A 21885-nucleotide genomic window follows, 5' to 3' on the forward strand; every position below is an offset into this window, starting at 1 on the left:
TGGCGGATCGCCCGGGCGGGATCATCCCTGACTTTGGTTGGGGGTGCCGCGTGCCGCGCGACCGTCTAGAACGGCGGCAAAAGGAGAGTGTGATGACCGAGGCCAGCTATCCCGTTCCCGCAGCATGGGCCAAGGACGCACGGATCGATGCCGCCGCCTATGACCGGATGTATGCCGAGGCCGCGACTGATCCCGATGCCTTCTGGGCGAAAGAGGCGCAGCGGCTCGACTGGATCGTTCCCCCGACCAAGATCAAGGACACGTCGTTCGACGAGGCCGATTTCCGCATCCGCTGGTTCGAGGACGGTCAGCTCAACGTCGCCGCCAATTGCGTCGATCGCCACGCCGATACACGCCCCGATGCGACCGCGATCCTGTGGGAAGGCGACGACCCCGCCGACTCGCGCACGATCAGCTACGCCGAGCTGCGCGACGAAGTGTCCCGGCTCGCCAATGCGCTGAAGGCACGCGGCGTCGCGAAGGGGGACCGCGTCACGATCTATCTGCCGATGATCCCCGAAGCCGCGTTCGCGATGCTCGCCTGTGCGCGGATCGGCGCGATCCATTCGGTTGTGTTCGGCGGCTTCTCCCCCGACAGCCTGTGCAACCGGATCCACGATTGCGACAGCCGCGTCGTCATCACCGCGGACGAAGGGCTGCGCGGCGGCAAGACGATTCCGCTGAAGGCCAATGTCGATGCCGCGCTCGATCAGGGCGATCTCGGCGTCGAGACCGTCATCGTCGTCCGCCGCACCGGCGGCGACATCGCGATGACAGAGGGTCGCGATTGCTGGTATCACGAGTGCGTTGCGAACCAGTCGACCGACTGCGCGCCCGAGCCAATGAACGCCGAGGATCCGCTGTTCATCCTCTACACCAGCGGATCGACCGGCCAGCCCAAGGGCGTGCTCCACACCACCGGCGGCTATCTCGTCTGGGCGTCGATGACGCATGAATATGTGTTCGACTACCGCGAAGGCGACGTGTTCTGGTGCGCCGCCGATGTCGGCTGGGTCACGGGGCACACCTATTCGCTGTACGGCGCGCTCGCCAACGGCGCGACGACGGTCATGTTCGAGGGCGTCCCCAATTACCCCGACCACAGCCGCTTCTGGCAGATCGTCGACAAATATCAGGTCAGCACGCTCTACACCGCACCCACGGCGCTGCGCGCGCTGATGCGCGAAGGCGACGACTGGGTCACGCGGACCAGCCGCAAGTCGCTCCGGCTGCTCGGGTCGGTCGGCGAGCCGATCAACCCGGAGGCGTGGAACTGGTATCACAATGTCGTCGGTGAAGGCCGCTGCCCGATCGTCGACACCTGGTGGCAGACCGAGACCGGCGGGCACATGATCAGCCCGCTCCCCGGCGCGACCGCGCTCAAGCCCGGCAGCGCAACCAAGCCGCTGTTTGGCGTGGTGCCCGAACTGGTCGATGCCGACGGCAAGGTGCTCGACGGCGCGGTCGAGGGCAATCTCGTGATCGCCGACAGCTGGCCCGGGCAGATGCGGACCGTGTGGAACGACCATGCGCGCTTCTTCCAGACCTATTTCTCGACCTATCCAGGCAAGTATTTCACCGGTGACGGCTGCCGCCGCGACGCGGATGGCTATTACTGGATCACCGGCCGCGTCGACGACGTCATCAACGTCAGCGGCCACCGCATGGGCACTGCCGAGGTCGAGAGCGCGCTGGTCGCGCATTCGAAGGTTGCCGAAGCCGCGGTCGTCGGCATGCCGCACGACGTGAAGGGCCAGGGCATCTATGCCTATGTCATGCTCAACGCGAATGCCGAACCGAGCGAGGAGCTGCGCAAAGAACTCGTCCAATGGGTCCGCCGCGAGATCGGTCCGATCGCGACGCCCGACGTCCTGCAGTTCGCCCGTGGCCTGCCCAAGACGCGCTCGGGCAAGATCATGCGCCGAATCCTGCGCAAGATCGCCGAGAACCAGCTCGACGGCCTTGGCGATACCTCGACGCTCGCCGACCCGACGGTCGTCGACGCGCTGATCACGGGTCGCGAAAAGGCCACCGCCGCCTTCGCATGACCGCGCGCACGATCCTGATCGCCGACGACCACCCGCTGTTTCGCCAGGCGTTGAAGCTGGCGGTCGGTCGCGCGGCCGCCGATGCGGTGATCCTCGAGGCGGGGCAGCTCGGCGAGGCGATCGAGGCGGCGCGCGGCGCCGCCCGCCTCGATCTCATCCTGCTCGATCTGCGGATGCCGGGGTCGGAGGGCTTTGCGGGTGTCGCCCTGCTGCATGCCGAGCGCCCCGACACGCCGATCGTCGTCATCTCGTCCGCCGACGAGGCGGAGGCCGCGCCGCGCGCGCGCGCCTATGGCGCGGTCGGCTTCGTGTCGAAGACCGCCGATCTCGCCACGCTCGAAAATGCGGTCGCACGCGCGCTGGCGGGCGACCGCGACGCCCCCGTCGCCGCCCTGCCGGCCGACGACATTTCCAATCGCGTCGCCAGCCTGACCCCTACCGAATTGAAGGTATTGCTCGGCGTTCTCGCGGGGCGCCTCAACAAGCAGATCGCGTTCGACCTCGGCGTTTCGGAGGCGACCGTAAAGGGCCACATGACCGCGATCCTGCGCAAGCTCGGCGTCCAGAACCGCACCCAGGCGGTGCTTGCCGCGCGCGCGCTCGACATTCGCTTCGCCGACTAGCCGACCGCCTCCCACTCGCGAGACCAGCCGCACGGCAATCGACGTCTTGCGGCACCCCCTTGCGCGGTCTAGGCGACCATCAATGGCTTCGACGTCCTACCTGTCCGCGTCGAACCGATCGCGCCAGCCGCTCTGGCGGCGCGCGCGTTCATTCCTGCTGGCGATCGCCGCGCATGTCGTCGTCATTCTCCTGCTGCTGCGGCTCGCGCCAACGCCGACCAAGCCCGAGCCGACGCCACCGCCCAGCAGCTTCCGCCTGTTACCCGACCGCGAGACGAAACCCGAGACCCCGCAACGCCCGGTGATCGAAAAGGCGAAGAAGGTCGCCGGCGGCGCCTCGCCCAGATCGCCCCGCCCGCCATCGACCGCGCCGGCGTCGGACCCGCGCCCCGTCACCCCTGCCCCGGCCTTCCCCAAGATGCTGGCGGGCGGCATGGAGTTGTTCGATTCGGCGGACATATCCAAGATCCCGTCGCACCCAGGCGATCGACAGGCGGGCGGCTCTGACACCGATGGCGCGGGCGCCGGCAAGGACAGCGGCTCTGCCTACGGCCCGGGCGAAGGTCCGAGTGGCGAGCGGCTCTACAATGCCGAATGGTATACCGAACCGAGCCATGCCGAACTTGCAGGCTATGTTCCCAATGGCGCACCCCCGGGCAGCTGGGCACTGATCGCCTGCCGGACTGCGGAGAATTACAGGGTCGAGAATTGCCGGTCGCTCGGCGAATCCCCGGTCGGCTCGGGGCTGGCCCGCGCAATGCGGCAGGCCGCATGGCAGTTCCGCGTGCTGCCGCCTCGGGTCGGCGGCAAGAAGATGATCGGCGCCTGGGTCCGCATCAAGATCGACTTCACCAGCGCACCGAACAAATAGGCGCGCTGGTCAGCACCTCAAACCGCAGCCGCGGCCGCCGATGCCTGTTCGAGGAATGCCCATAGCTCGCCTGGCACCACCGGCTTGTTCAGGACGGTGATCCCGGCACAGCGCGGATCGTCCGCCGCGCTGCGGTCCGCGGTCACCAGCGCGATCGCGGGCGCCGGCGCCATCGCCGACAATCGTTCGGCAACGTCCAGTCCGTCCTGCGCCACCTCGAGATGGAAATCGATCAGTGCGACGTCGGGCTCCTCGTCCGCCGCCAGCGTCATCGCCTCCTCGATCGTCGCCGCCAGCAGCGGAACGCAGCGCCGCGACCGGAGCGCCGCGTCGAGCGCGGCGAGAATGGCGGCATCATTGTCGAGGCACAGCACGCGCAGGCCCGGCGGCAGGTCGCGCAGGACCGGGGCCGTCCTGGCACGATCGGGCAGCGTCGCATGCGCCGCCAGCGGAACGCGAACGGCGAAGGTCGATCCCGCACCCGGCTGCGACCGCAATTCGATCCGCAGGTCGAGCAGTTGCGCGATCCGCTGGACGATCGCCAGCCCCAGCCCGACGCCGCCGCCCGCGCTGCCCTTGCTCTCCACCCGCTCGAACTCGGCGAAGATCCGTTCACGGTCACCCGCCGCAATGCCCGGCCCGCTATCCCGCACCTCGACCAGGACGTCACCGCCGCGCCGCCGCGCGCCGATCCAGATCCGCCCCGACGGGGTATAACGCACCGCATTCGACAGGAAGTTCTGCAGGATCGAGCGCAGCAGCGATCGGTCGGTGGCGACGATGTGCGTCCCCGGGTGCGAGGCGAGGATCAACGCGCGTTCGCCGGCAAGCGGCCGGAACTCGGCGGCCAGTTCCTCGATCAGGTCCCCGAGCACGAACTGCTCGATCTTCGGCACGACCCCGCCCGCGTCAAGCCGCGACACGTCGAGCAAGGCCCGCAGCAGCGTATCCGCCGACCCGATCGCGCCATCGATCGCGCGGACCAGGTCGGCCTGGTGCGGCGCCTTGCCCTCGTCGAGTGCCGCGCAGAAGAGCCGGGCGGCATGAAGCGGCTGGAGCAGGTCATGGCTTGCCGCCGCGAGGAACCGGGTCTTGTCGCGCGTCGCGGTCTCGGCATGCCGCCGCGCCTCGTCGAGCATCGTATTCGTCTGAGCCAGATCATGCGTCCGCGCCTCGACCCGCGCCTCCAATTCCGCCTGCGCGGTCTTCTCCGCGGTGATGTCGGTGAAGCTCTGGACATAGCCCCCGCCCGGCATGGCCTGACCCACTGTCTTGATCCACCGCCCGGACGGTCGAAGCCGCTCGAAACTGTGCGGAAGGCCGCGTTCGAGATGTGCGAGCCTGCGCGACACATGCGCTTCAACGCCACCCGGCCCGCATTCGCCGCGCTCGGCATTGTAGCGGATCAGGTCGGCGATCGGCCGCCCGGCGATCACATAGTCTTCGGGATAGTCGAACATCTCGACATAGCGCGGATTCCACGCGACGAGCCTCAGATTGGCGTCGATCACGCTGACGCCCGGGTCGATCGTCTCCAGCGTTGCCGACAGCAGCGACCGCGAGAAGCGCAGGCTGCGCCCCCGCTGGTCGAGCAGCCGGACGACATCGCCGACCTCCATGGCGGATCCCGCCAGGCTCGACGTCACGATCAGCCGCGCCGAGGGTGCGCCGATCACGCCCGCGATCAGCCGTTCCGCCTGACGGGCGGCGCGTCCGTCGATCGGCGCGCCCGGATCGCGTGACAGCGGGTCCAGCCCCTCTGCGGCTTCGGCATCGCCGACGAAGCGCGCAACCAGGATCTTGAGTTCGCCAAAGGTCGTGACGTGATCCAGCACACTGTGCCGCCCCCCGAAGACCCGCCGCCGCGCCGCGTACAGGTGCAGCCCCGCCATCAGCGCGATATTCACGCCCAGGCTCCAGACCGTGCCGTTGACCAGCGGCGATCCGAGCGCGACCCGCATCAGCGCATCGGGGTCGAGCAGTCCGCCGCTCGCTTTCGCAAGACTGGCGCCGAAACCACCCAATACCGATGGCATCAACAGGCAATAGGCCCAGACGACGACGCCGCCGATCAACCCACCCCGTGCCGCCCGGGTATCGGCAAAGCCCCAGCCGACGGTGGCGATAAGCGCGGGCGCGAACTGCGCGACGCCGGCAAACGCGATCAGCCCGATCGATGCGAGCGACAGCTCGTCGCCGATGCTCGTGCCGTACCACAAAGCCGCGGCGACGATCGCGGCGATGATCACGCGTCGGACACGTAGCAGCCGCCGCCCCAGATCGCCCTCCCCGCCATCGGTCTGCCGCCGCAGCAGCAATGGGGCCAGCAGGTCGTTGGTCGCCATCGTCGACAGCGCGATCGTCTCGGCAACGACCATCGCGGTCGCGGCGGAAAACCCGCCGATGAACGCGAGCAGCGCCATCGGGTCATTGTCGCGCGCCAGCGGGACCGCAAGCACATAGAGGTCGGGTCGCGTATCGGCGGGCAGCACCGCCAGCCCCGCTAGCACGAGCGGCAGGACCATCACCGAGATCACCGCGAGATAGGCGATGAACGGCCAGCGCGCGCGCCGCACTGCCGCCGGGCCGCTCGCTTCGAGGATCCCGACATAGAATTGACGTGGCAGGCAGAGGATCGCGCAGGCGGATAGCAGCGTGCGGACAAAGAAATCGGAGGTCAGCGCGTCGGGCGCGAAACCCTCGACGAACCCGGTCAGCGGCAGCGTGATCCGCGCGGCCGGCATCGTCGCAAGCAGCGTCAGCGCGAATCCGCCGAGCGCCACGAAGCAGAGCAGCTTGATCAGCGACTCCGCCGCGATCGCCGCGACCACGCCGGTATTGCCCCCCGCCACTTCATAGCGTCGCGCGCCGAAGCTGATCGCGAACGTCGCCAGCAGCAGCGCGACGAGCGGCCCGACCAGCACCGATCCGCCGATCCCGACCAGCGCGCCGAAGCTGAGCGTCACCGAGCGCAGCTGCAGCGCGATATAGGGGATCGACGCGACCAGCGCCGTCCCCGCGACGATCGCCGCGGTACTCCGGCTGCGACCATAGCGGGCCGAGATGAAGTCGGCGATCGAGCTCGACCCTTCGTCGCGCGCCAGCCGGACGAGCTTGGTCAGGAATCCCGGCGCGAGCAGGAACACCAGCGCCGGGCCGAGGTAGATCGACAGATAATCCCAGCCGCGCGTCGCCGCGGTGCCGACGCCGCCGAAGAACGTCCAGCTGCTGCAATAGACGGCCAGTGACAAGGGATAGGCGATCCGCGCCATGCGCGGCGAAAGCCCGCGCCGATCGACGACCCAGGCGATCCCGAACAACGCGGTGCCATAGGCAAGCATCGCGGCGATGACGACGGCGCTGTTGATCGGCTAGCTCCCTTGTTCCCGGATGCCGATACCGTGCAGTCCGGGCCGTTCCAGGGCAAGGCCTGCACGGTCTGCGCTTCGGTACCACAGCTCATGGCGAAACCACGCGGCCCGCGTTACAGGGCCCCATGCTCCGCATCACCGAACTCAAGCTGCCGCTCAACCATGCCGACGAGGCGATCCCCGCCGCGGTCTGCAAGCGGCTGCGCATCACCCCCCGCGAACTGATCCGCTACACCGTCGCGCGGCGTGCGCACGACGCGCGCGACAAGATGGACATCCAGCTCGTCTATTCGATCGACGTCACCGCGAAGAACGAGGCGACGATCCTCGCGCGGTTCCGCAAGGACCGCCACGTCAACACGACCCCCGATACCGGCTACCGCCATGTCGCCAAGGCACCCGAGACGCCGGGCGCGCGTCGCCCGGTCGTCGTGGGGACAGGGCCGTGCGGCCTGTTCGCCGGCCTCATCCTCGCGCAGATGGGGTTCCGCCCGATCATCCTCGACCGCGGCAAGCTGGTTCGCGAACGCACCAAGGACATTTGGGGCCTGTGGCGCCGCAGCGTCCTCAACCCCGAGTCCAACGTCCAGTTCGGCGAGGGCGGCGCGGGCACCTTCTCCGACGGCAAGCTGTGGAGCCAGATCAAGGATCCCCGCCATCTCGGCCGCAAGGTCATCACCGAGTTCGTCAAGGCCGGCGCCCCGCCCGAGATCCTGACCGAGGCACATCCGCATATCGGCACGTTCCGGCTGGTGACGATGGTCGAGGCGATGCGCGCGACGATCGAGTCGCTCGGCGGCGAATATCGCTTCGAGCACCGCGTCGACGATCTCGACATCGCGGTCGATGCGGACGGCACGCGGCGCATCCGCGGGCTTCACCTGCATACCGGCGACTATCTCGAGGCGGATCATGTCGTGCTCGCGGTGGGGCACAGCGCGCGCGACACCTTCCACATGCTGCACGATCGCGGCGTATTCCTGGAGGCGAAGCCCTTCTCGATCGGCGTGCGCATCGAACATCCGCAATCCTGGATCGACGAGGCGCGGTTCGGCCCCTGTGCCGGCCACCCCGATCTCGGCGCCGCCGCGTACAGCCTGTCGCATCACTGCACGAACGGGCGCACCGTCTACAGCTTCTGCATGTGCCCGGGCGGTACCGTCGTCGCGGCGACGTCCGAGGAAGGCCGCGTCGCCACCAACGGCATGAGCCAATATTCGCGAAACGAGCGCAACGCCAATTCGGGACTCGTCGTCGGCATCGATCCTGCGCGTGACTATCCCGGCAATCCACTGGCGGGCATCGAGTTGCAGCGCCATTGGGAGTCGCGCGCCTATGTCGCGGGTGGTTCGGACTATAAGGCCCCCGCGCAGCGCCTCGGCGATTTCCTCGCCGGCCGCCCGTCGAGCGCGCTCGGCTCGGTCATCCCGTCCTACCGCCCCGGCGTCCACCTCACCGATCTCGCCGAATGCCTCCCTGAGTTCGCGGTCACCGCGATGCGCGAGGCGCTGCCGGTATTTGGTCGCGACATTCCCGGCTATGATCACCCCGACGCGGTCCTGACCGGCGTCGAGACGCGTACCTCGTCTCCCGTCCGGATCACGCGCGGCGACGATTTTCAGAGCCTGAACACGATCGGCCTGTTCCCCGCCGGCGAGGGCGCGGGCTATGCGGGCGGGATCCTGTCGGCCGGCGTCGACGGCATCAAGGTCGCCGAGGCGGTCGGGCTGAGTCTCGTCGGCGCCACGCCGGGGGCTTAACCACTATCTAACACCCGGGTGGTACCTGCAGGCTTCCTGTCACGACGCGCGATCCACCCCATGCTCAAGAGAACAGTGCTCGGTTTCGCCGCGATCGCCGCCAGCACCTCGTGCGTTCCCCCGTCGACGCGCGTGGCTGCACCGACGACCGGCGTCCCGGTCCGCGACGCAGCAGAAGCGCGCAGCCTGCTCGCCGGGCTCGCGCTCGAGGCGCCCGCCGAACCGCTCGACCGCGCCTTTGCCGGCTCTGCCGCCTCGACCGACGACACCCCGCGCACCCTCGCCGCCGCGCCCGCCTTTCCCGGCGCCGCGCAGAGTGACGACGACCGCCAGCGCGCCATCGCCTGCCTGACCGCCGCGGTCTATTATGAGGCACGCTCCGAACCGACCGATGGCCAGCGCGCGGTCGCACAGGTCGTGCTCAACCGCGTGCGCGATCGCGCCTTTCCGCACAGCGTCTGCGGCGTCGTCTATCAGGGGTCGACCCGGCGCACCGGCTGCCAGTTCAGCTTCACCTGCGACGGCTCGATGAACCACCCCCGCGACGGTGCCGCCTGGGCAAGGGCCGCATCGGTCGCGCGCGCGGCGTTCGACGGCAGCGTCTTCGCCCCGGTCGGCGCCTCGACCTCCTACCACGCCGCTTCGATCCTGCCCTGGTGGGCGCCAAGCCTCAGCCGGGTCGGCGCAGTCGGTGCGCACATCTTCTATCGCTGGCGCGGCGCGATGGAGCGCGCGCTCAGCTTCCGCCAGACCTATGCGGGCGTCGAACCAACCCGCGTTGCGACACCCGATACGATCCTCGCCGCGTCCCCGTCCGCCTCTACCGAACCCGGTACGGCGGGAGCCGGCGTTACCGTCCATCGCGGCCGGACCATGCCGGGGGTGGAGACTGCGATGTCGCCACCGCCGGAGTCGTCCGCCGCCACACCACGCGTCCATCTGGCGTCGGGCGTCCGCATCCATATCGGTTCGGCACATGCCGGCCCGGTCCTTGGCGGAGGCGCCCCGCTGCCGGTCGTCTCGATTTCCGAGGAAAGCGATCCGACCTGATCGCCCTTTGGGGGGTGCCACAGCGCGACGGGCGCGGTATCGCCCGTGCCATGCTGCTCCACCTGCCCTGCCCCATGACCCGCTTCGGACCCCGATGCTGACCGCCAGCGAATTGCGCGATCGGCTCGTGACCGTGCTGACCCGCGACCATCTTGGCGACCGGCGTCGCTGGCGTATGGCGGTCGGCGAGGTCCGGGTCTATTCGACCGACACGCACGCGCATTGCAACTGGTCGGTCACGCCCTCGGGCAGCGCCGAGGACATCGACCGGATCGAGACACTCGTCGACCGGTTCCGCGAGGAATTCCCGATCATCCGCTGATCGACGCGCCGTTCGACCGACAAGCTCGGCTATCCCGGCACGGACAGCGTCTTCGTTGCACCGCACCATGCAGAAGCTGTATTTCGTCCGGTTCATACGGGACAGCGGCCATGCAGACATTACGGCGATCGTTCGGATTACAGGTTCTGATCGGGATGATCGCCGGGCTCGCGCTCGGCTTCGTCGCGCGCGGGACCGGCGCGGGATCGGGCCTCGCGGAAACGCTGCGCATCGTCGGCGAGATCTTCGTTCAGTTGCTAAAGACGCTTGTCGTCCCGCTCGTCTTCACGGCGATCATCGCGTCGATCGCCGCGCTGCGCGATCTCGACAATGCACGCCGGCTGGTCATCAGCACGCTCGCCTGGTTCGCGATCACCGCGCTGATCGCGGTGTCGATCGGAATCGTCCTTGCGCTGGTGATCCAGCCCGGCGTGACCGCGGGGGTCAGTGCCGCCAGCGCGGTCGCGCCGACGACCGCCGGGTCGTGGCTCGACTTTCTGCGCGGGCTCGTCCCCGCCAATATCCTCGGGCTCGAGGCGTCGACCAAGCTGACCGACGACACCGCGCGGACCGCGCTGTCGTTCAACGTCCTGCAGATCATCGTCATCGCGATCACGATCGGAATCGCCGCGGTCCGGATCGGTGATGCGGGCGCGCCGTTCCTTGCCTTCAACGCATCGGCGCTCGCGCTTTTCCGCCGCATCCTGCGCTGGGTCATACGGTTGACGCCGATCGGTACGGGGGCGCTGCTCGGCAACGCGATCGTGCGCTATGGCTGGCAGTCGCTCTCGGCGCTCGGCGCGTTCAGCATCGCGGTCTATGCCGGGCTCGCGATCGTACTGTTCGTGGTCTACCCGCTGCTCCTGCTCGCCAACGGGCTCAGCCCGCGGCGGTTCTTCGCCGCCGCCTGGCCCGCGATCCAGCTCGGCTTCGTGTCGCGCTCGTCGATCGCCGCGCTGCCGGTGACCGAAGATGTCGTCGAACGCGGCCTCGGCGTCCCCCGCACCTATGCCGCCTTCGCCGTCCCGCTCGCCGCCACGACCAAGATGGACGGGTGCGCCGCGATCTACCCCGCGGTCTCGGCGATCTTCGTCGCGCAATATTACGGCATCCCGCTGCATGCCGCCGACTATGTGCTGATCGTGCTCGTGTCCGTGCTCGGCTCCTCCGCCACCGCAGGGCTGACGGGCGCGGTCGTAATGCTGACGCTCACGCTGTCGACGCTCGGCCTCCCGCTCGAGGGCGCCGGCCTGCTGCTCGCGATCGACCCGATCCTCGACATGGGCCGCACCGCGGTCAACGTCGCCGGGCAGGCGCTCGTCCCGACGATCGTCGCCAAGCGGCAGGGCTTGCTCGATCCGGCACTGCAAGACGCCGGGACGGCGCAGGCCGCGGCGGCATAACTGCGTGCTGTCACAAACGTGACAACAAGACTTAGGTGCGCGCAAGAGTTTGACAGCGCGACGCTGTAGCTGCCCCCTCGCCCCGGGCGATTCTTTGTCATGTTGTGTACCGATCCGTCATCAAACGCGGAACGAGGATGCAGCATGACCTTCCAGACCGACCTTACCCAGATCGACCAGCTGATCGCCGCACGGAACGGCACCTGGGACGGGATTTCCGCCGAATCGGTCGCCCGGATGCGCGCACAGAACCGCTTCCGCTCGGGTCTCGACATCGCCCGCTACACCGCGGGGATCATGCGCCGCGACATGGCTGCCTATGACGCCGATCCATCAAACTACACGCAATCGCTCGGCTGCTGGCACGGATTCATCGCGCAGCAGAAGATGATCAGCATCAAGAAGCATTTCGGCACGACGGACCGGCGCTACCTATACCTCTCGGGCTGGATGGTCGCCGCGCTCCGCAGCGAATTCGGTCCCCTTCCCGACCAGTCGATGCACGAGAAGACGAGCGTCCCTGCGCTGATCGAGGAACTCTACACCTTCCTGCGTCAGGCCGATGCGCGCGAGCTTGGCATGCTGTTCCGCGACGTCGATACGGCACGCGCGGCGGGCAACGCGATCGAGGAGAAGCGCCTGCTCAACGCGATCGAGAACCACCAGACGCACGTCGTCCCCGTCATCGCCGATATCGACGCAGGCTTCGGCAATGCCGAGGCGACATACCTGCTCGCGCGCAAGATGATCGAGGCGGGGGCCTGCGCACTCCAGATCGAGAACCAGGTCAGCGACGAGAAGCAGTGCGGGCATCAGGACGGCAAGGTCACCGTCCCGCACGAGGACTTTCTCGCCAAGGTCCGTGCCTGCCGCTACGCCTTCCTCGAGCTCGGCGTCGAGGACGGCATCATCGTCACGCGCACCGACTCGCTCGGCGCTGGCCTCACCAAGCAGATCGCGGTCAGCAAGACGTCCGGCGATCTCGGTGACCAGTACAACTCGTATCTCGATTGCGAGGAGATCGACCCCGCGACCGCGCAGAATGGCGACGTGATCCTCAACCGCGACGGCAAGCTGCTCCGCCCGAAGCGCCTGCCATCCAACCTGTTCCAGTTCCGCGCCGGCAGCGGCGAGGATCGCTGCGTGATGGACTGTATCGCAAGCCTGCAGAACGGCGCCGACCTGCTCTGGATCGAGACCGAGAAGCCGCACATCGAGCAGATTGCCGGCATGGTCGACCGCATCCGTGAGGTCGTGCCAAATGCGAAGCTCGTCTACAACAACTCGCCCAGCTTCAACTGGACGTTGAACTTCCGCCAGCAGGTGTTCGATGCGTGGAGCGAAGCCGGCCGCGACGTGTCGGCCTATGACCGGACGCGCCTGATGAGTGTCGACTATGACGGCACGCCGCTCGGCGACGAGGCGGACGAGCGCATCCGCACCTTCCAGGCGGATTCGGCAAAGCGCGCCGGCATCTTCCATCACCTGATCACGCTGCCGACCTATCACACCGCGGCACTCTCGACCGACAATCTCGCCAAGGAGTATTTCGGCGATGCAGGGATGCTCGGCTATGTGAAGGGCGTCCAGCGCAAGGAAATCCGCGAGGGCATCGCCTGTGTGAAGCACCAGAACATGTCGGGCTCCGACCTGGGCGACGATCACAAGGAGTATTTCGCGGGCGAGGCGGCGCTGAAGGCCGGCGGCGTCCACAACACGATGAACCAGTTCGCGGCCTGACGCCCACGCCGGAGCGCAAGCTCCGGCGCGGACCCGCGTCAGGCCCGGCCGGCGGGGCCAAAAGCCCCGTCCGACGCCGCGGCTTTGCCGCGGCGCTGGCGTGTTCCAACGCCAGTAACGACGCTCATGCCTACCCAAAGACACCTCCCCGGCGAAGGCCGGGGCCCAGTTGGGGGACGGTTATGGCAGGCGTCGCCCTTCGTTACTCCCACCTCTCCAACTGGACCCCGGCCTCCGCCGGGGAGGCGCTATTGAGGGCGCCGCAGAGGCACGCGGTATCGGCCAACCCAAAGCTCACCCCTTCGCAGCCACGCCACCACAAAAACCCGCCCCCAAGACAACCCATGGCAACACCGCCACGCTGTCCCCCGGCTGCGCGCCGTGGCATGAGCCCCAGATGCAAGACCGCGCCCTGCTCCGCGTCACCGCGCTCGAAAAGTCGGTCCCAGGCGGCCGCCAGCTCTTCGGCGGGCTCGACCTGACCGCACGTGCCGGCCAGCTGATCGCGATCGTCGGCGAAAGCGGCGTCGGCAAATCGACGCTGCTCAACATCCTGGCCGGTCTCGATGCGCCAGACGCGGGGCATGTCGCGATCGAGGACACGATCCTCGACACGCTCGACGAGGCCGCGCTGACGCGGCTGCGCGCGACGCGGATCGGGTTCGTGTTCCAGGCCTTTCATGTCCTGCCCTATCTGACCCTGCGCCAGAACGTCGCGCTTCCGCTCGCGCTCGTGTCGACCGACCGTCGCGCGATCGCCGACCAGGCACAGGCGATGCTCGCGCGGGTCGGGCTCGGCACCCGCGGCGACGGCTATGCCCGCGACCTGTCGGGCGGCGAATTGCAGCGCGTCGCGATCGCGCGCGCGCTCGTCCACCGTCCCGCGCTGATCCTCGCGGACGAACCGACCGGCAATCTCGACCCCGACACCGCCGCGAAGATCCTGACGCTGTTTTCCGACGCGGTTCGCGAACAGGGCGTTGCCGCGATCATCGTCACCCATTCGGCGGCGGCCGCCGCGATCGCCGACGATGTTCTGACGCTGACCGCAAACGGGCTGGAACGCACGCGATGAGCATCCTGTCGGCGCGGCTCGCGCTGGGCTGGATGATCGGTGGCGAGTGGCGCGCCCATCCCGCGCGGCTTGCCCTGACCGCGATCGCGATCGCCATCGGTGTCGCGCTCGGCTTCGCGGTCCACCTCGTCAACGGATCGGCGCTGTCGTCGTTCGAAGGCGCATTGCGCACCGTCAAGGGCAGCGCGGATCTTCAGGTCAACGCGACCAGCCCGCTCGGCTTCGACGAGGCGCTCTATCCCAGAGTCGCGACCGCGGCCGGAGTCGCGGACGCGAGCCCGGTCGTGATCCTGCGCGCGACGATCGGGAGGCGGCCAGTCACCCTGCTCGGTCTCGACGTGATCCGCGCGGCACAGGTCACGCCGTCGTTGGTCGGCGTCGCCCCCGCCGGCATCGACCGGCGGGGCGACGCGGCGTTCGACGACGCGGCGCTCTATCTGTCCGCTGCGGCGATGCGCAACGTGAATGCCCGTCCCGGCGCGATGCTCGTCGTCACCGCGAACGGACGAACCGCGACGATGCGCGTCGCCGGCCGGTTGCCGGGCGTAGCCGAGGGCGAGGCGATCGGCGTGATCGACATCGCCGCGGCGCAGTGGCGCTTCGACCGGCTCGGCCGCCTCGACCGGATCGACGTGAAACAGCAGGACGGCGCCGCCCCTCCACGCCTCGCCACCATCCTCCCGCGCGATGCGACGATCGGCAGCGACGCCAGCGATGCGACCCGCAGCGACGCGCTGTCACGCGCGTATCGCGTCAATCTCGACATGCTCGCGCTGGTCGCATTGCTGACCGGCGGGTTCCTCGTCTTTTCCGCGCAGTCGCTGTCGGTGGCACGCCGGTTGCGGGCCTTTGCGCTCGTCCGCACGCTGGGCCTGCCGCGCAACGGGATCGTCGCAACCGTCGCGCTGGAGGGGCTGGCGATCGGCGTGATCGGCGCCGCGCTCGGTCTGCTGCTCGGCTATGCGCTGGCCTATGCCGCGCTCGCCCGGTTCGGCGCGGACCTTGGCGCAGGCTATTTCGCCGATGGCCGCGTCCGGCTGGCCTTCGCGCCCGCGGCCGCGATCGGCTTCTTCGCGCTTGGCCTGCTGGCCGCGGTCGCGGGCAGCGTGCTGCCGGCGCGGATCGCGGCGCGTGCCGCCCCCGCCGCGGCGCTGCGCAACGCCGGCGACGTCATCGACCCCCGGACCCCCATGCCCGTCCGCCCCGCCGCCATCCTGATGCTGCTCGGCGGTGGCGCGGCGCTGCTCCCCGCGATCGGCGGCCTGCCGCTGTTCGGGTTTGCGAGCATGGCGCTGATCCTGGCAGGCGGCATCGCCGGCATGCCCTGGCTCGCGCGCACGCTGCTCGCGCCGCTCAGCCGCGGTGCCGGGCGGTCCGTCCCCGTCGACCTCGCCATCCGCCACCTCCACGGTGCCCCCGCCCAGGCCGCCACCGCGCTGTGCGGGATCGTCGCGAGCACCGCGCTGATGATCGCGATGGCGGTGATGGTCACCAGCTTTCGCGGCGCGGTCGACGAATGGCTGGGTCAGGTCCTCTCGGACGATCTCTATCTTCGGGTCGAGGGTGGCACCGGGCTCGATCCCGCGGCGCAGGCTCGGTTGCGCACAGTGCCCGGCATCACAGCGATCGCGTATAGCCGGCAGATCCCGCTGACGCTCGCGCCGGACCGGCCGCCCGTCTCGTTGATCGCGCGCCCGGTTGTGACCGATGGCCCCGACCCCAGCCTCGTGCTGCTCGAAAGCGGACGCGCCCGCCCCGCCGGCACCGCGCCGATCTGGATCTCGGAGCCCGCCGCGCGGCTCTATGGCTGGTCGGTCGGCGGCAGTGTCACGCTGCCGATCGCCGGCCGGTACGTCGTCGCAGGGATCTGGCGCGACTATGCCCGCCAGCAGGGCGCGATCATCGTCCGCGACACCGACTATACGCGCGCCACCGGCGACCGCACGCGGACCGAGGCGGCGATCACGCTCGCCCGCGGCGCGGATCCCCGCACCGTCGAGCGCGCGCTGACCGCGGCGGCGCCCCCGGCCCTGACCAGCCTCGTCTCGATCGCGCGCCCGGCCACGCTGCGCCGCTATGCCCTCGAACTCTTCGATCGCAGTTTCGCCGTCACCTATCTGCTCGAGGGGGTCGCGATCCTTGTCGGGCTGGCCGGCGTCGCCGCGACCATGTCCGCGCAGACGATCGCCCGCACACGCGAATTCGGGATGCTCCGCCATATCGGCGTCGCAAAGCGGCAGATCGTCGCGATGCTGGCGACCGAGGGGGCGTTGCTCGGGCTCGTCGGTGGCATCGCCGGGATCACGCTTGGTGGGGTGATGGCGCAGGTGCTTGTCCATGTGATCAATCCGCAGTCGTTCAACTGGACGATGGCGACGCGCATACCCTGGGGTAGCGTCGGCGGAGTCGCGCTTGCGCTGATCGTTGCGGCGGCGGGTACCGCGGTGCTTGCCGGCCGGCGCGCGATCGCCGCCGATGCGGTCCGCATGGTCAGGGAGGACTGGTGATGCGCCCCGTGTTGACGTTCGCAGCGCTGGCGCTGACCGCCGCGACGCCGGCCGCGACCGGCTATCCCGTCGTCCGTCCCGGCGCCTCCTTCACCTTCCCGCGCGAACACGGTGCGCACCCGGCATTCCGCACCGAATGGTGGTATGTCACCGGTCTGCTGAAGACGCAGGAGGGTCGCAATCTCGGCTTCCAGATCACCTTCTTCCGGACCACCCCGGGCACCGACGCGGCGAACCCCAGCCGCTTTGCCCCCAAGCAGATCCTGTTCGCGCACGCAGCGCTCTCCGACCCGAAGCTCGGCCATCTGCTGCACGGGGAGCGGGCGGCACGGGCGGGGTTCGGTCTGGCCCAGGCGCGCATCGGCGATACCGACGTCACGCTCAAGGACTGGCATATCCGCAGGCGACCCGACGGCCGGTTCACGACCAGCGTCACCACGGGCGACTTCACGCTGACGCTGACGCTGACACCGCGCCAGCCGCCCCTGCTCCAGGGGAAAACCGGTTACAGCCAGAAGGGCCCGAAGCCCGAACAGGCGAGCTATTACTACTCGATCCCGCATCTCGCGGTGGCGGGGCAGCTGGTGCGGAACGGCACACCGCAACGCGTCACCGGACAGGCGTGGCTCGACCGGGAATGGTCCTCCGACTATCTCGGCGGCGGCGCGGTCGGCTGGGACTGGACCGGGCTCAATCTCGACGATGGGGGGGCGCTGATGGCGTTCCGCATACGTGGCCGCGACGGCAAGCCGCTCTGGGCGGGTGGATCGCTGCGCCGCGCGGATGGGCGCGTCGTCCGGTTCGCGCCCGCCGACGTCCGGTTCGATCCGCTCCGCCAGTGGCGCTCGCCGCGCACGGGGGCGCTCTACCCCGTGACGCAACGCCTCACCGTCCGCCTCCCCGAAGGGGTCCGCCGCTTCCGCCTCGATCCGCTGTTCGCCGATCAGGAGCTCGACGCGCGGCGCAGCGGCATGCCCGTCTACTGGGAAGGTGCGGTCCGCACCGCGGGCGGCAGCGGCTATCTCGAGCTCACCGGCTATGCCGATCCGCTGCAGATGTGACGCCTGCCGGATACCCAGGCTTTGGCATGGCCAAGCTTTGCGGCTATTCCCCACCACTACCGACGCGATAGGGATTACGCGAACCGGAGGGACTGGATGAGACTGAACCGCACGCATATCGGCCTGGCGCTTGCTGCGATCGTCGCGGGCTGCTCGTCGCCCTCGAGCACAAGCAAGGACGGATCGGTCGAGTTGCTCAACGTCAGCTACGATCCGACCCGCGAACTTTACAAGGCGGTGAACACCGCGTTCGCCGCCAAGTGGAAGCAGGACACCGGCCAGACGGTGCGGTTCAACATGAGCCATGGCGGATCGGGCAAGCAGTCGCGCGCGGTGATCGACGGCCTGGGCGCCGACGTCGTCACGCTGGCGCTCGCCTATGACGTCGATGCGATTGCCGAGCGTGCGAAGCTGCTGCCCGCCACTTGGGAAACGCGGCTGCCCGACAACAGCGCGCCCTATACGTCGACGATCGTGTTCCTGGTCCGCAAGGGCAATCCCAAGCAGATTCGCGACTGGCGCGATCTGGTCAAACCCGGCGTCCAGGTGATCACGCCCAACCCGAAGACCAGCGGCGGTGCACGCTGGAATTTCCTCGCGGCCTGGGCCTATGGGAAGAAGGCCGGGGGCGGATCCGACGCCGCCGCGCAGGCCTATGTCACGCAGCTCTACGGCCATGTCCCGGTCCTTGATTCGGGCGCACGCGGCGCCACCACCACCTTCGTCGAGCGCGGACTCGGCGACGTGCTGATCGCCTGGGAGAACGAGGCGTTCCTGTCGGAGAAGGAACTTGGCACCGGCAAGTTCGACATCGTCGTGCCGTCGATCTCGGTGCTCGCCGAACCGTCGGTCGCGGTCGTCGACGCCAATGCCAAGGCGCACGGTACCGAGAAGGTCGCTGAGGCCTATCTCCGGTTCCTCTACACGCCCGAGGGCCAGGACATCGTCGCCAAGAATTATTATCGCCCCCGCGATCCTGCGGTGCTGGCGCGCTATGCGACGCTGTTCCCGAAGATCGAGATGCGCACCATCCGCGATTTCGGCGGATGGAAGGTCGCGCAGGCCCGCTTCTTTGCGGACGGCGGCGTGTTCGACCGGATCTATTCGGGTCCGAAGCGCTGATCGGGAATGCGATCGTCCGGATCCCCACCAATGGCTGACGTCGCGCGCCTCGGCGCCAGGCCCGGCCGCGCTCGCCGCGCGCGACGGTCGGTCATTCCCGGGTTCGGGCTGACGATGGGGCTGACGATCGTCTGGCTATGCCTGATCGTGCTCATCCCGCTGTCGACGATCTTCCTGCGCGCGGCGGGGCTTGGCTGGGACGGGTTCGTCGCGGTCGGGCTCTCGGCGCGCGCGCTGTCAGCCTACAAGCTCAGCTTCGGTACCGCGCTGCTCGCCGCGTCGGTCAACGCGGTGTTCGGCCTGCTGATCGCCTGGATCCTCGCGCGCTATGAGTTTCCGGGCAAGAAGTTCGTCGACGCCGCGGTCGACCTGCCCTTTGCGCTGCCGACCGCGGTCGCGGGCATCGCGCTGGTGTCGCTCTATGCCGAAAACGGCTGGATCGGGTCGCTGCTGACACCGCTCGGCATCCGCGTCGCCTACACCCCGCTCGGCGTCGTCGTCGCGCTCATCTTCATCGGCCTGCCGTTCATCGTGCGCTCGGTCCAGCCCGTGCTCGCCGATCTCGGCGCCGATGTCGAGGAAGCCGCAGCGACACTCGGGGCAACCCGGTGGCAGACGTTCAGCCGGGTGATCCTGCCCGCAATCGCACCCGCGCTGCTGACCGGCTTCGCGCTCGCCTTTGCGCGCGGCGTCGGCGAATATGGCTCGGTCATCTTCATCGCGGGCAACATGCCGTACAAGTCGGAGATTGCCCCGTTGCTGATCGTCACCCAGCTCGAACAGTTCGACTATCCCGGCGCGACCGCGATCGCGTGCGTCATGCTGGTCGCCTCCTTCTCGATGCTGCTGCTGGTCAATCTGCTCCAGGCGTGGCGTGCGAAGCGGAGCGCGAAATGACCTGCGCCGCATCCAGCGAAAGCCCCGTTGCCCGGCGTATCCTGATCGGCATCGGTCTCCTCTTCCTCGCGCTCTTCCTCGCGCTGCCGCTCGTCGTCGTGTTCGTTCAGGCCTTTGCCAAGGGCTGGCCGATGTTCGTCGACGCGATCGCCCAGCCCGATGCGCGCGCGGCGATCCAGCTGACCCTGCTGGTCGCGGCGATCTCGGTGCCGCTTAATTGCGTGTTCGGCGTCGTCGCGTCCTGGGCGATCACCAAGTTCGACTTCCGCGGCAAGAGCCTGCTGATCTCGCTCATCGACCTGCCCTTCTCGGTGTCGCCCGTCGTCGCCGGCCTCATCTTCGTGCTGATGTTCGGCGCTCAGGGCTGGTTCGGGCCGTGGCTGATCGCGCACAACTGGAAGGTCATCTTCGCGGTGCCGGGCATCGTCCTCGCCACCGTGTTCGTCACCTTCCCGTTCGTCGCGCGCGAGATCATCCCGCTGATGGCCGAGCAGGGCCGCGACGACGAGGAGGCCGCAGTGTCGCTCGGCGCGTCGGGGTGGCAGACCTTCTGGCATGTCACCCTGCCCAATATCCGCTGGGGCCTGCTCTACGGCGTGCTGCTCTGCAACGCGCGCGCGATGGGGGAGTTCGGCGCGGTCTCGGTGGTGTCGGGTCATATCCGCGGCCTGACCAACACCATGCCGCTCCACGTCGAGATCCTGTACAACGAATATGACTTCGTCGGCGCGTTTGCGGTGGCATCGCTGCTCGCGTCGCTCGCGCTCGTCACGCTCGTGCTGAAGAGCCTGCTCGAATGGCGGTTCGGCTATCACCAGGCAAGGAGTGCGCATTGAGTATCGTCATCGACGCCGTATCGAAGCGGTTCGGCCAGTTCGCCGCGCTGAACGACGTCAGCCTCGAAGCACGTCCGGGCGAGTTCCTCGCGCTGCTGGGGCCGTCAGGCTCGGGCAAGACGACGCTGCTCCGCATGATCGCGGGGCTCGATTTCCCCGATAAAGGCCGTGTCCTGTTCGACGGCGCCGACATGACCGGGACGCCTGCGGCCGAACGCCAGATCGGCTTCGTGTTCCAGAACTACGCGCTGTTCCGTCACATGACGGTCGCCGACAACATCGCGTTCGGCCTGACCGTCCGTGCCCGCCGCGATCGCCCGGCCAAGGCAGATATCCGTGCGCGCGTCGCCGAGTTGCTCGACCTGATCCAGCTGCCCGATCTGGGCCATCGCTATCCAGCACAACTCTCGGGCGGTCAGCGCCAGCGTGTCGCGCTGGCGCGGGCGCTCGCGGTCGAGCCCCGCCTGCTGCTGCTCGACGAACCCTTTGGCGCGCTCGATGCCAAGGTCCGCAAGGACCTGCGCCGCTGGCTGCGCGAGCTGCACGACCGGCTTGGCCTGACCTCGGTGTTCGTCACGCATGACCAGGAGGAGGCGCTCGAGCTTGCCGACCGCGTCGTCATCATGAACCGCGGTGTCATCGAACAGATCGGGACCCCGCGCGAGGTCTATGACATGCCCGCCACGCCGTTCGTCTCCGAATTCGTCGGCGAGACCAACCGCATCCCGGTGACGGTCGCCGATGGCCGCGTCCTGCATCGAGGGCAGGCGCTCGACGTTTCTCCGAAGGCGCTCGCCGACGGACCGGCCGAACTGCATTTCCGCCCGCACGAGGCGCTATTGGGGGATGACGCTCCCGGTGCGCTGCCAATCGTCGTCGGCGCCGTGCACAAGCGGGGTGGTACGTGGCGCGTCGAGGCGCATGTCGACGACATCGCCGTCGAGATCGACACGAGCGGTCCCTTGCCCGAGCGTGGCGCTCGTGCAGGGCTTCGCTTCGACGAAGTTCAGATTTTTCCGGCTGCATAGCCATAAAGCCGGGCCGACTGGTTTCGGTCGCCCGGGCTCTTGAACAGTAAAGGTGGTGCGGGTGGCCGGGGTCGAACCGGCACTCCTTTCGGAACAGGATTTTGAGTCCAGCGCGTCTACCAATTCCACCACACCCGCACGGCCGCCCTGCAGGCTTCAAGCCCCGGGCAG

Annotated in this window: 16 protein-coding genes and 1 tRNA gene; 15 read left to right on the forward strand and 2 right to left on the reverse strand. The window is 68.5% G+C overall.

Annotated elements, in window-relative coordinates; genetic code table 11:
- Positions 1 to 92: 92 nt before the first annotated feature.
- From acs to J3A66_RS03390, 3 genes are all read left to right on the forward strand, one after another.
- On the forward strand, positions 93 to 2048 hold the full coding sequence (gene acs, locus J3A66_RS03380) for an acetate--CoA ligase (protein ID WP_209567145.1): 1956 nt from the start codon (positions 93 to 95) through the stop codon (positions 2046 to 2048).
- Positions 2045 to 2671: a response regulator transcription factor gene (locus tag J3A66_RS03385; RefSeq protein WP_209567147.1), complete on the forward strand. Its 627-nt coding sequence runs from the start codon at positions 2045 to 2047 to the stop codon at positions 2669 to 2671. The genes acs and J3A66_RS03385 overlap by 4 nt, the downstream gene beginning before the upstream one ends.
- An 82-nt stretch (positions 2672 to 2753) precedes the next feature.
- Positions 2754 to 3542 carry a hypothetical protein gene (locus J3A66_RS03390; protein ID WP_056407757.1) on the forward strand — a complete coding sequence of 263 codons (789 nt, stop codon included), beginning with the start codon at positions 2754 to 2756 and terminating at the stop codon, positions 3540 to 3542.
- Positions 3543 to 3559: 17 nt separating this feature from the next.
- On the opposite strand, the gene J3A66_RS03395 is transcribed toward J3A66_RS03390, so the two are convergent.
- Complete coding sequence (locus J3A66_RS03395; protein WP_209567149.1) at positions 3560 to 6883, reverse strand: PAS-domain containing protein; 3324 nt, start codon at positions 6881 to 6883, stop codon at positions 3560 to 3562.
- A gap of 155 nt (positions 6884 to 7038) precedes the next feature.
- Here J3A66_RS03395 and J3A66_RS03400 point away from each other — a divergent pair, with 155 nt between their 5' ends.
- The 12 genes from J3A66_RS03400 to J3A66_RS03455 all read left to right on the forward strand — a co-directional run bounded on the left by J3A66_RS03400 (position 7039) and on the right by J3A66_RS03455 (position 21714).
- Positions 7039 to 8673, forward strand: a complete 1635-nt coding sequence (locus J3A66_RS03400; RefSeq protein ID WP_209567151.1) for an NAD(P)/FAD-dependent oxidoreductase — start codon at positions 7039 to 7041, stop codon at positions 8671 to 8673.
- Positions 8674 to 8733: 60 nt separating this feature from the next.
- Positions 8734 to 9723, forward strand: coding sequence for a cell wall hydrolase (locus J3A66_RS03405; RefSeq protein WP_209567153.1), 990 nt, complete (start codon positions 8734 to 8736; stop codon positions 9721 to 9723).
- Between the two features lie 94 nt (positions 9724 to 9817).
- Positions 9818 to 10045: a hypothetical protein gene (locus J3A66_RS03410; protein WP_051916613.1), complete on the forward strand. Its 228-nt coding sequence runs from the start codon at positions 9818 to 9820 to the stop codon at positions 10043 to 10045.
- 110 nt (positions 10046 to 10155) lie between these two features.
- Complete coding sequence (locus J3A66_RS03415) at positions 10156 to 11448, forward strand: dicarboxylate/amino acid:cation symporter (RefSeq protein ID WP_209567155.1); 1293 nt, start codon at positions 10156 to 10158, stop codon at positions 11446 to 11448.
- A gap of 144 nt (positions 11449 to 11592) precedes the next feature.
- The gene (locus J3A66_RS03420) at positions 11593 to 13188 is read left to right on the forward strand and encodes an isocitrate lyase (RefSeq protein WP_031439483.1); all 1596 of its coding nucleotides are present in this window, start codon (positions 11593 to 11595) and stop codon (positions 13186 to 13188) included.
- Between the two features lie 397 nt (positions 13189 to 13585).
- Positions 13586 to 14263, forward strand: a complete 678-nt coding sequence (locus J3A66_RS03425; protein WP_031439484.1) for an ABC transporter ATP-binding protein — start codon at positions 13586 to 13588, stop codon at positions 14261 to 14263.
- Positions 14260 to 16770, forward strand: a complete 2511-nt coding sequence (locus J3A66_RS03430; RefSeq protein WP_209567157.1) for an FtsX-like permease family protein — start codon at positions 14260 to 14262, stop codon at positions 16768 to 16770. The genes J3A66_RS03425 and J3A66_RS03430 overlap by 4 nt, the downstream gene beginning before the upstream one ends.
- A complete protein-coding gene (locus J3A66_RS03435; RefSeq protein WP_209567159.1) occupies positions 16770 to 17831 on the forward strand; it encodes a lipocalin-like domain-containing protein in 1062 nt (353 codons plus the stop codon). The genes J3A66_RS03430 and J3A66_RS03435 overlap by 1 nt, the downstream gene beginning before the upstream one ends.
- A gap of 96 nt (positions 17832 to 17927) precedes the next feature.
- A complete protein-coding gene (locus tag J3A66_RS03440; RefSeq protein ID WP_209567161.1) occupies positions 17928 to 18953 on the forward strand; it encodes a sulfate ABC transporter substrate-binding protein in 1026 nt (341 codons plus the stop codon).
- A gap of 30 nt (positions 18954 to 18983) precedes the next feature.
- Positions 18984 to 19850, forward strand: a complete 867-nt coding sequence (cysT, locus tag J3A66_RS03445; protein WP_209567163.1) for a sulfate ABC transporter permease subunit CysT — start codon at positions 18984 to 18986, stop codon at positions 19848 to 19850.
- On the forward strand, positions 19847 to 20686 hold the full coding sequence (gene cysW / locus J3A66_RS03450; RefSeq protein WP_209567165.1) for a sulfate ABC transporter permease subunit CysW: 840 nt from the start codon (positions 19847 to 19849) through the stop codon (positions 20684 to 20686). Before cysT ends, cysW begins: the two co-directional genes overlap by 4 nt.
- On the forward strand, positions 20683 to 21714 hold the full coding sequence (locus J3A66_RS03455) for a sulfate/molybdate ABC transporter ATP-binding protein (RefSeq protein ID WP_245336694.1): 1032 nt from the start codon (positions 20683 to 20685) through the stop codon (positions 21712 to 21714). The genes cysW and J3A66_RS03455 overlap by 4 nt, the downstream gene beginning before the upstream one ends.
- Positions 21715 to 21767: 53 nt before the next feature.
- Here J3A66_RS03455 and J3A66_RS03460 read toward each other — a convergent pair.
- A tRNA-Leu gene (locus tag J3A66_RS03460) sits at positions 21768 to 21852 on the reverse strand.
- Between the last annotated feature and the right edge of the window lie 33 nt (positions 21853 to 21885).

Source organism: Sphingomonas sp. PvP018, assembly GCF_017876865.1.
Taxonomy (GTDB): domain Bacteria; phylum Pseudomonadota; class Alphaproteobacteria; order Sphingomonadales; family Sphingomonadaceae; genus Sphingomonas; species Sphingomonas aerolata.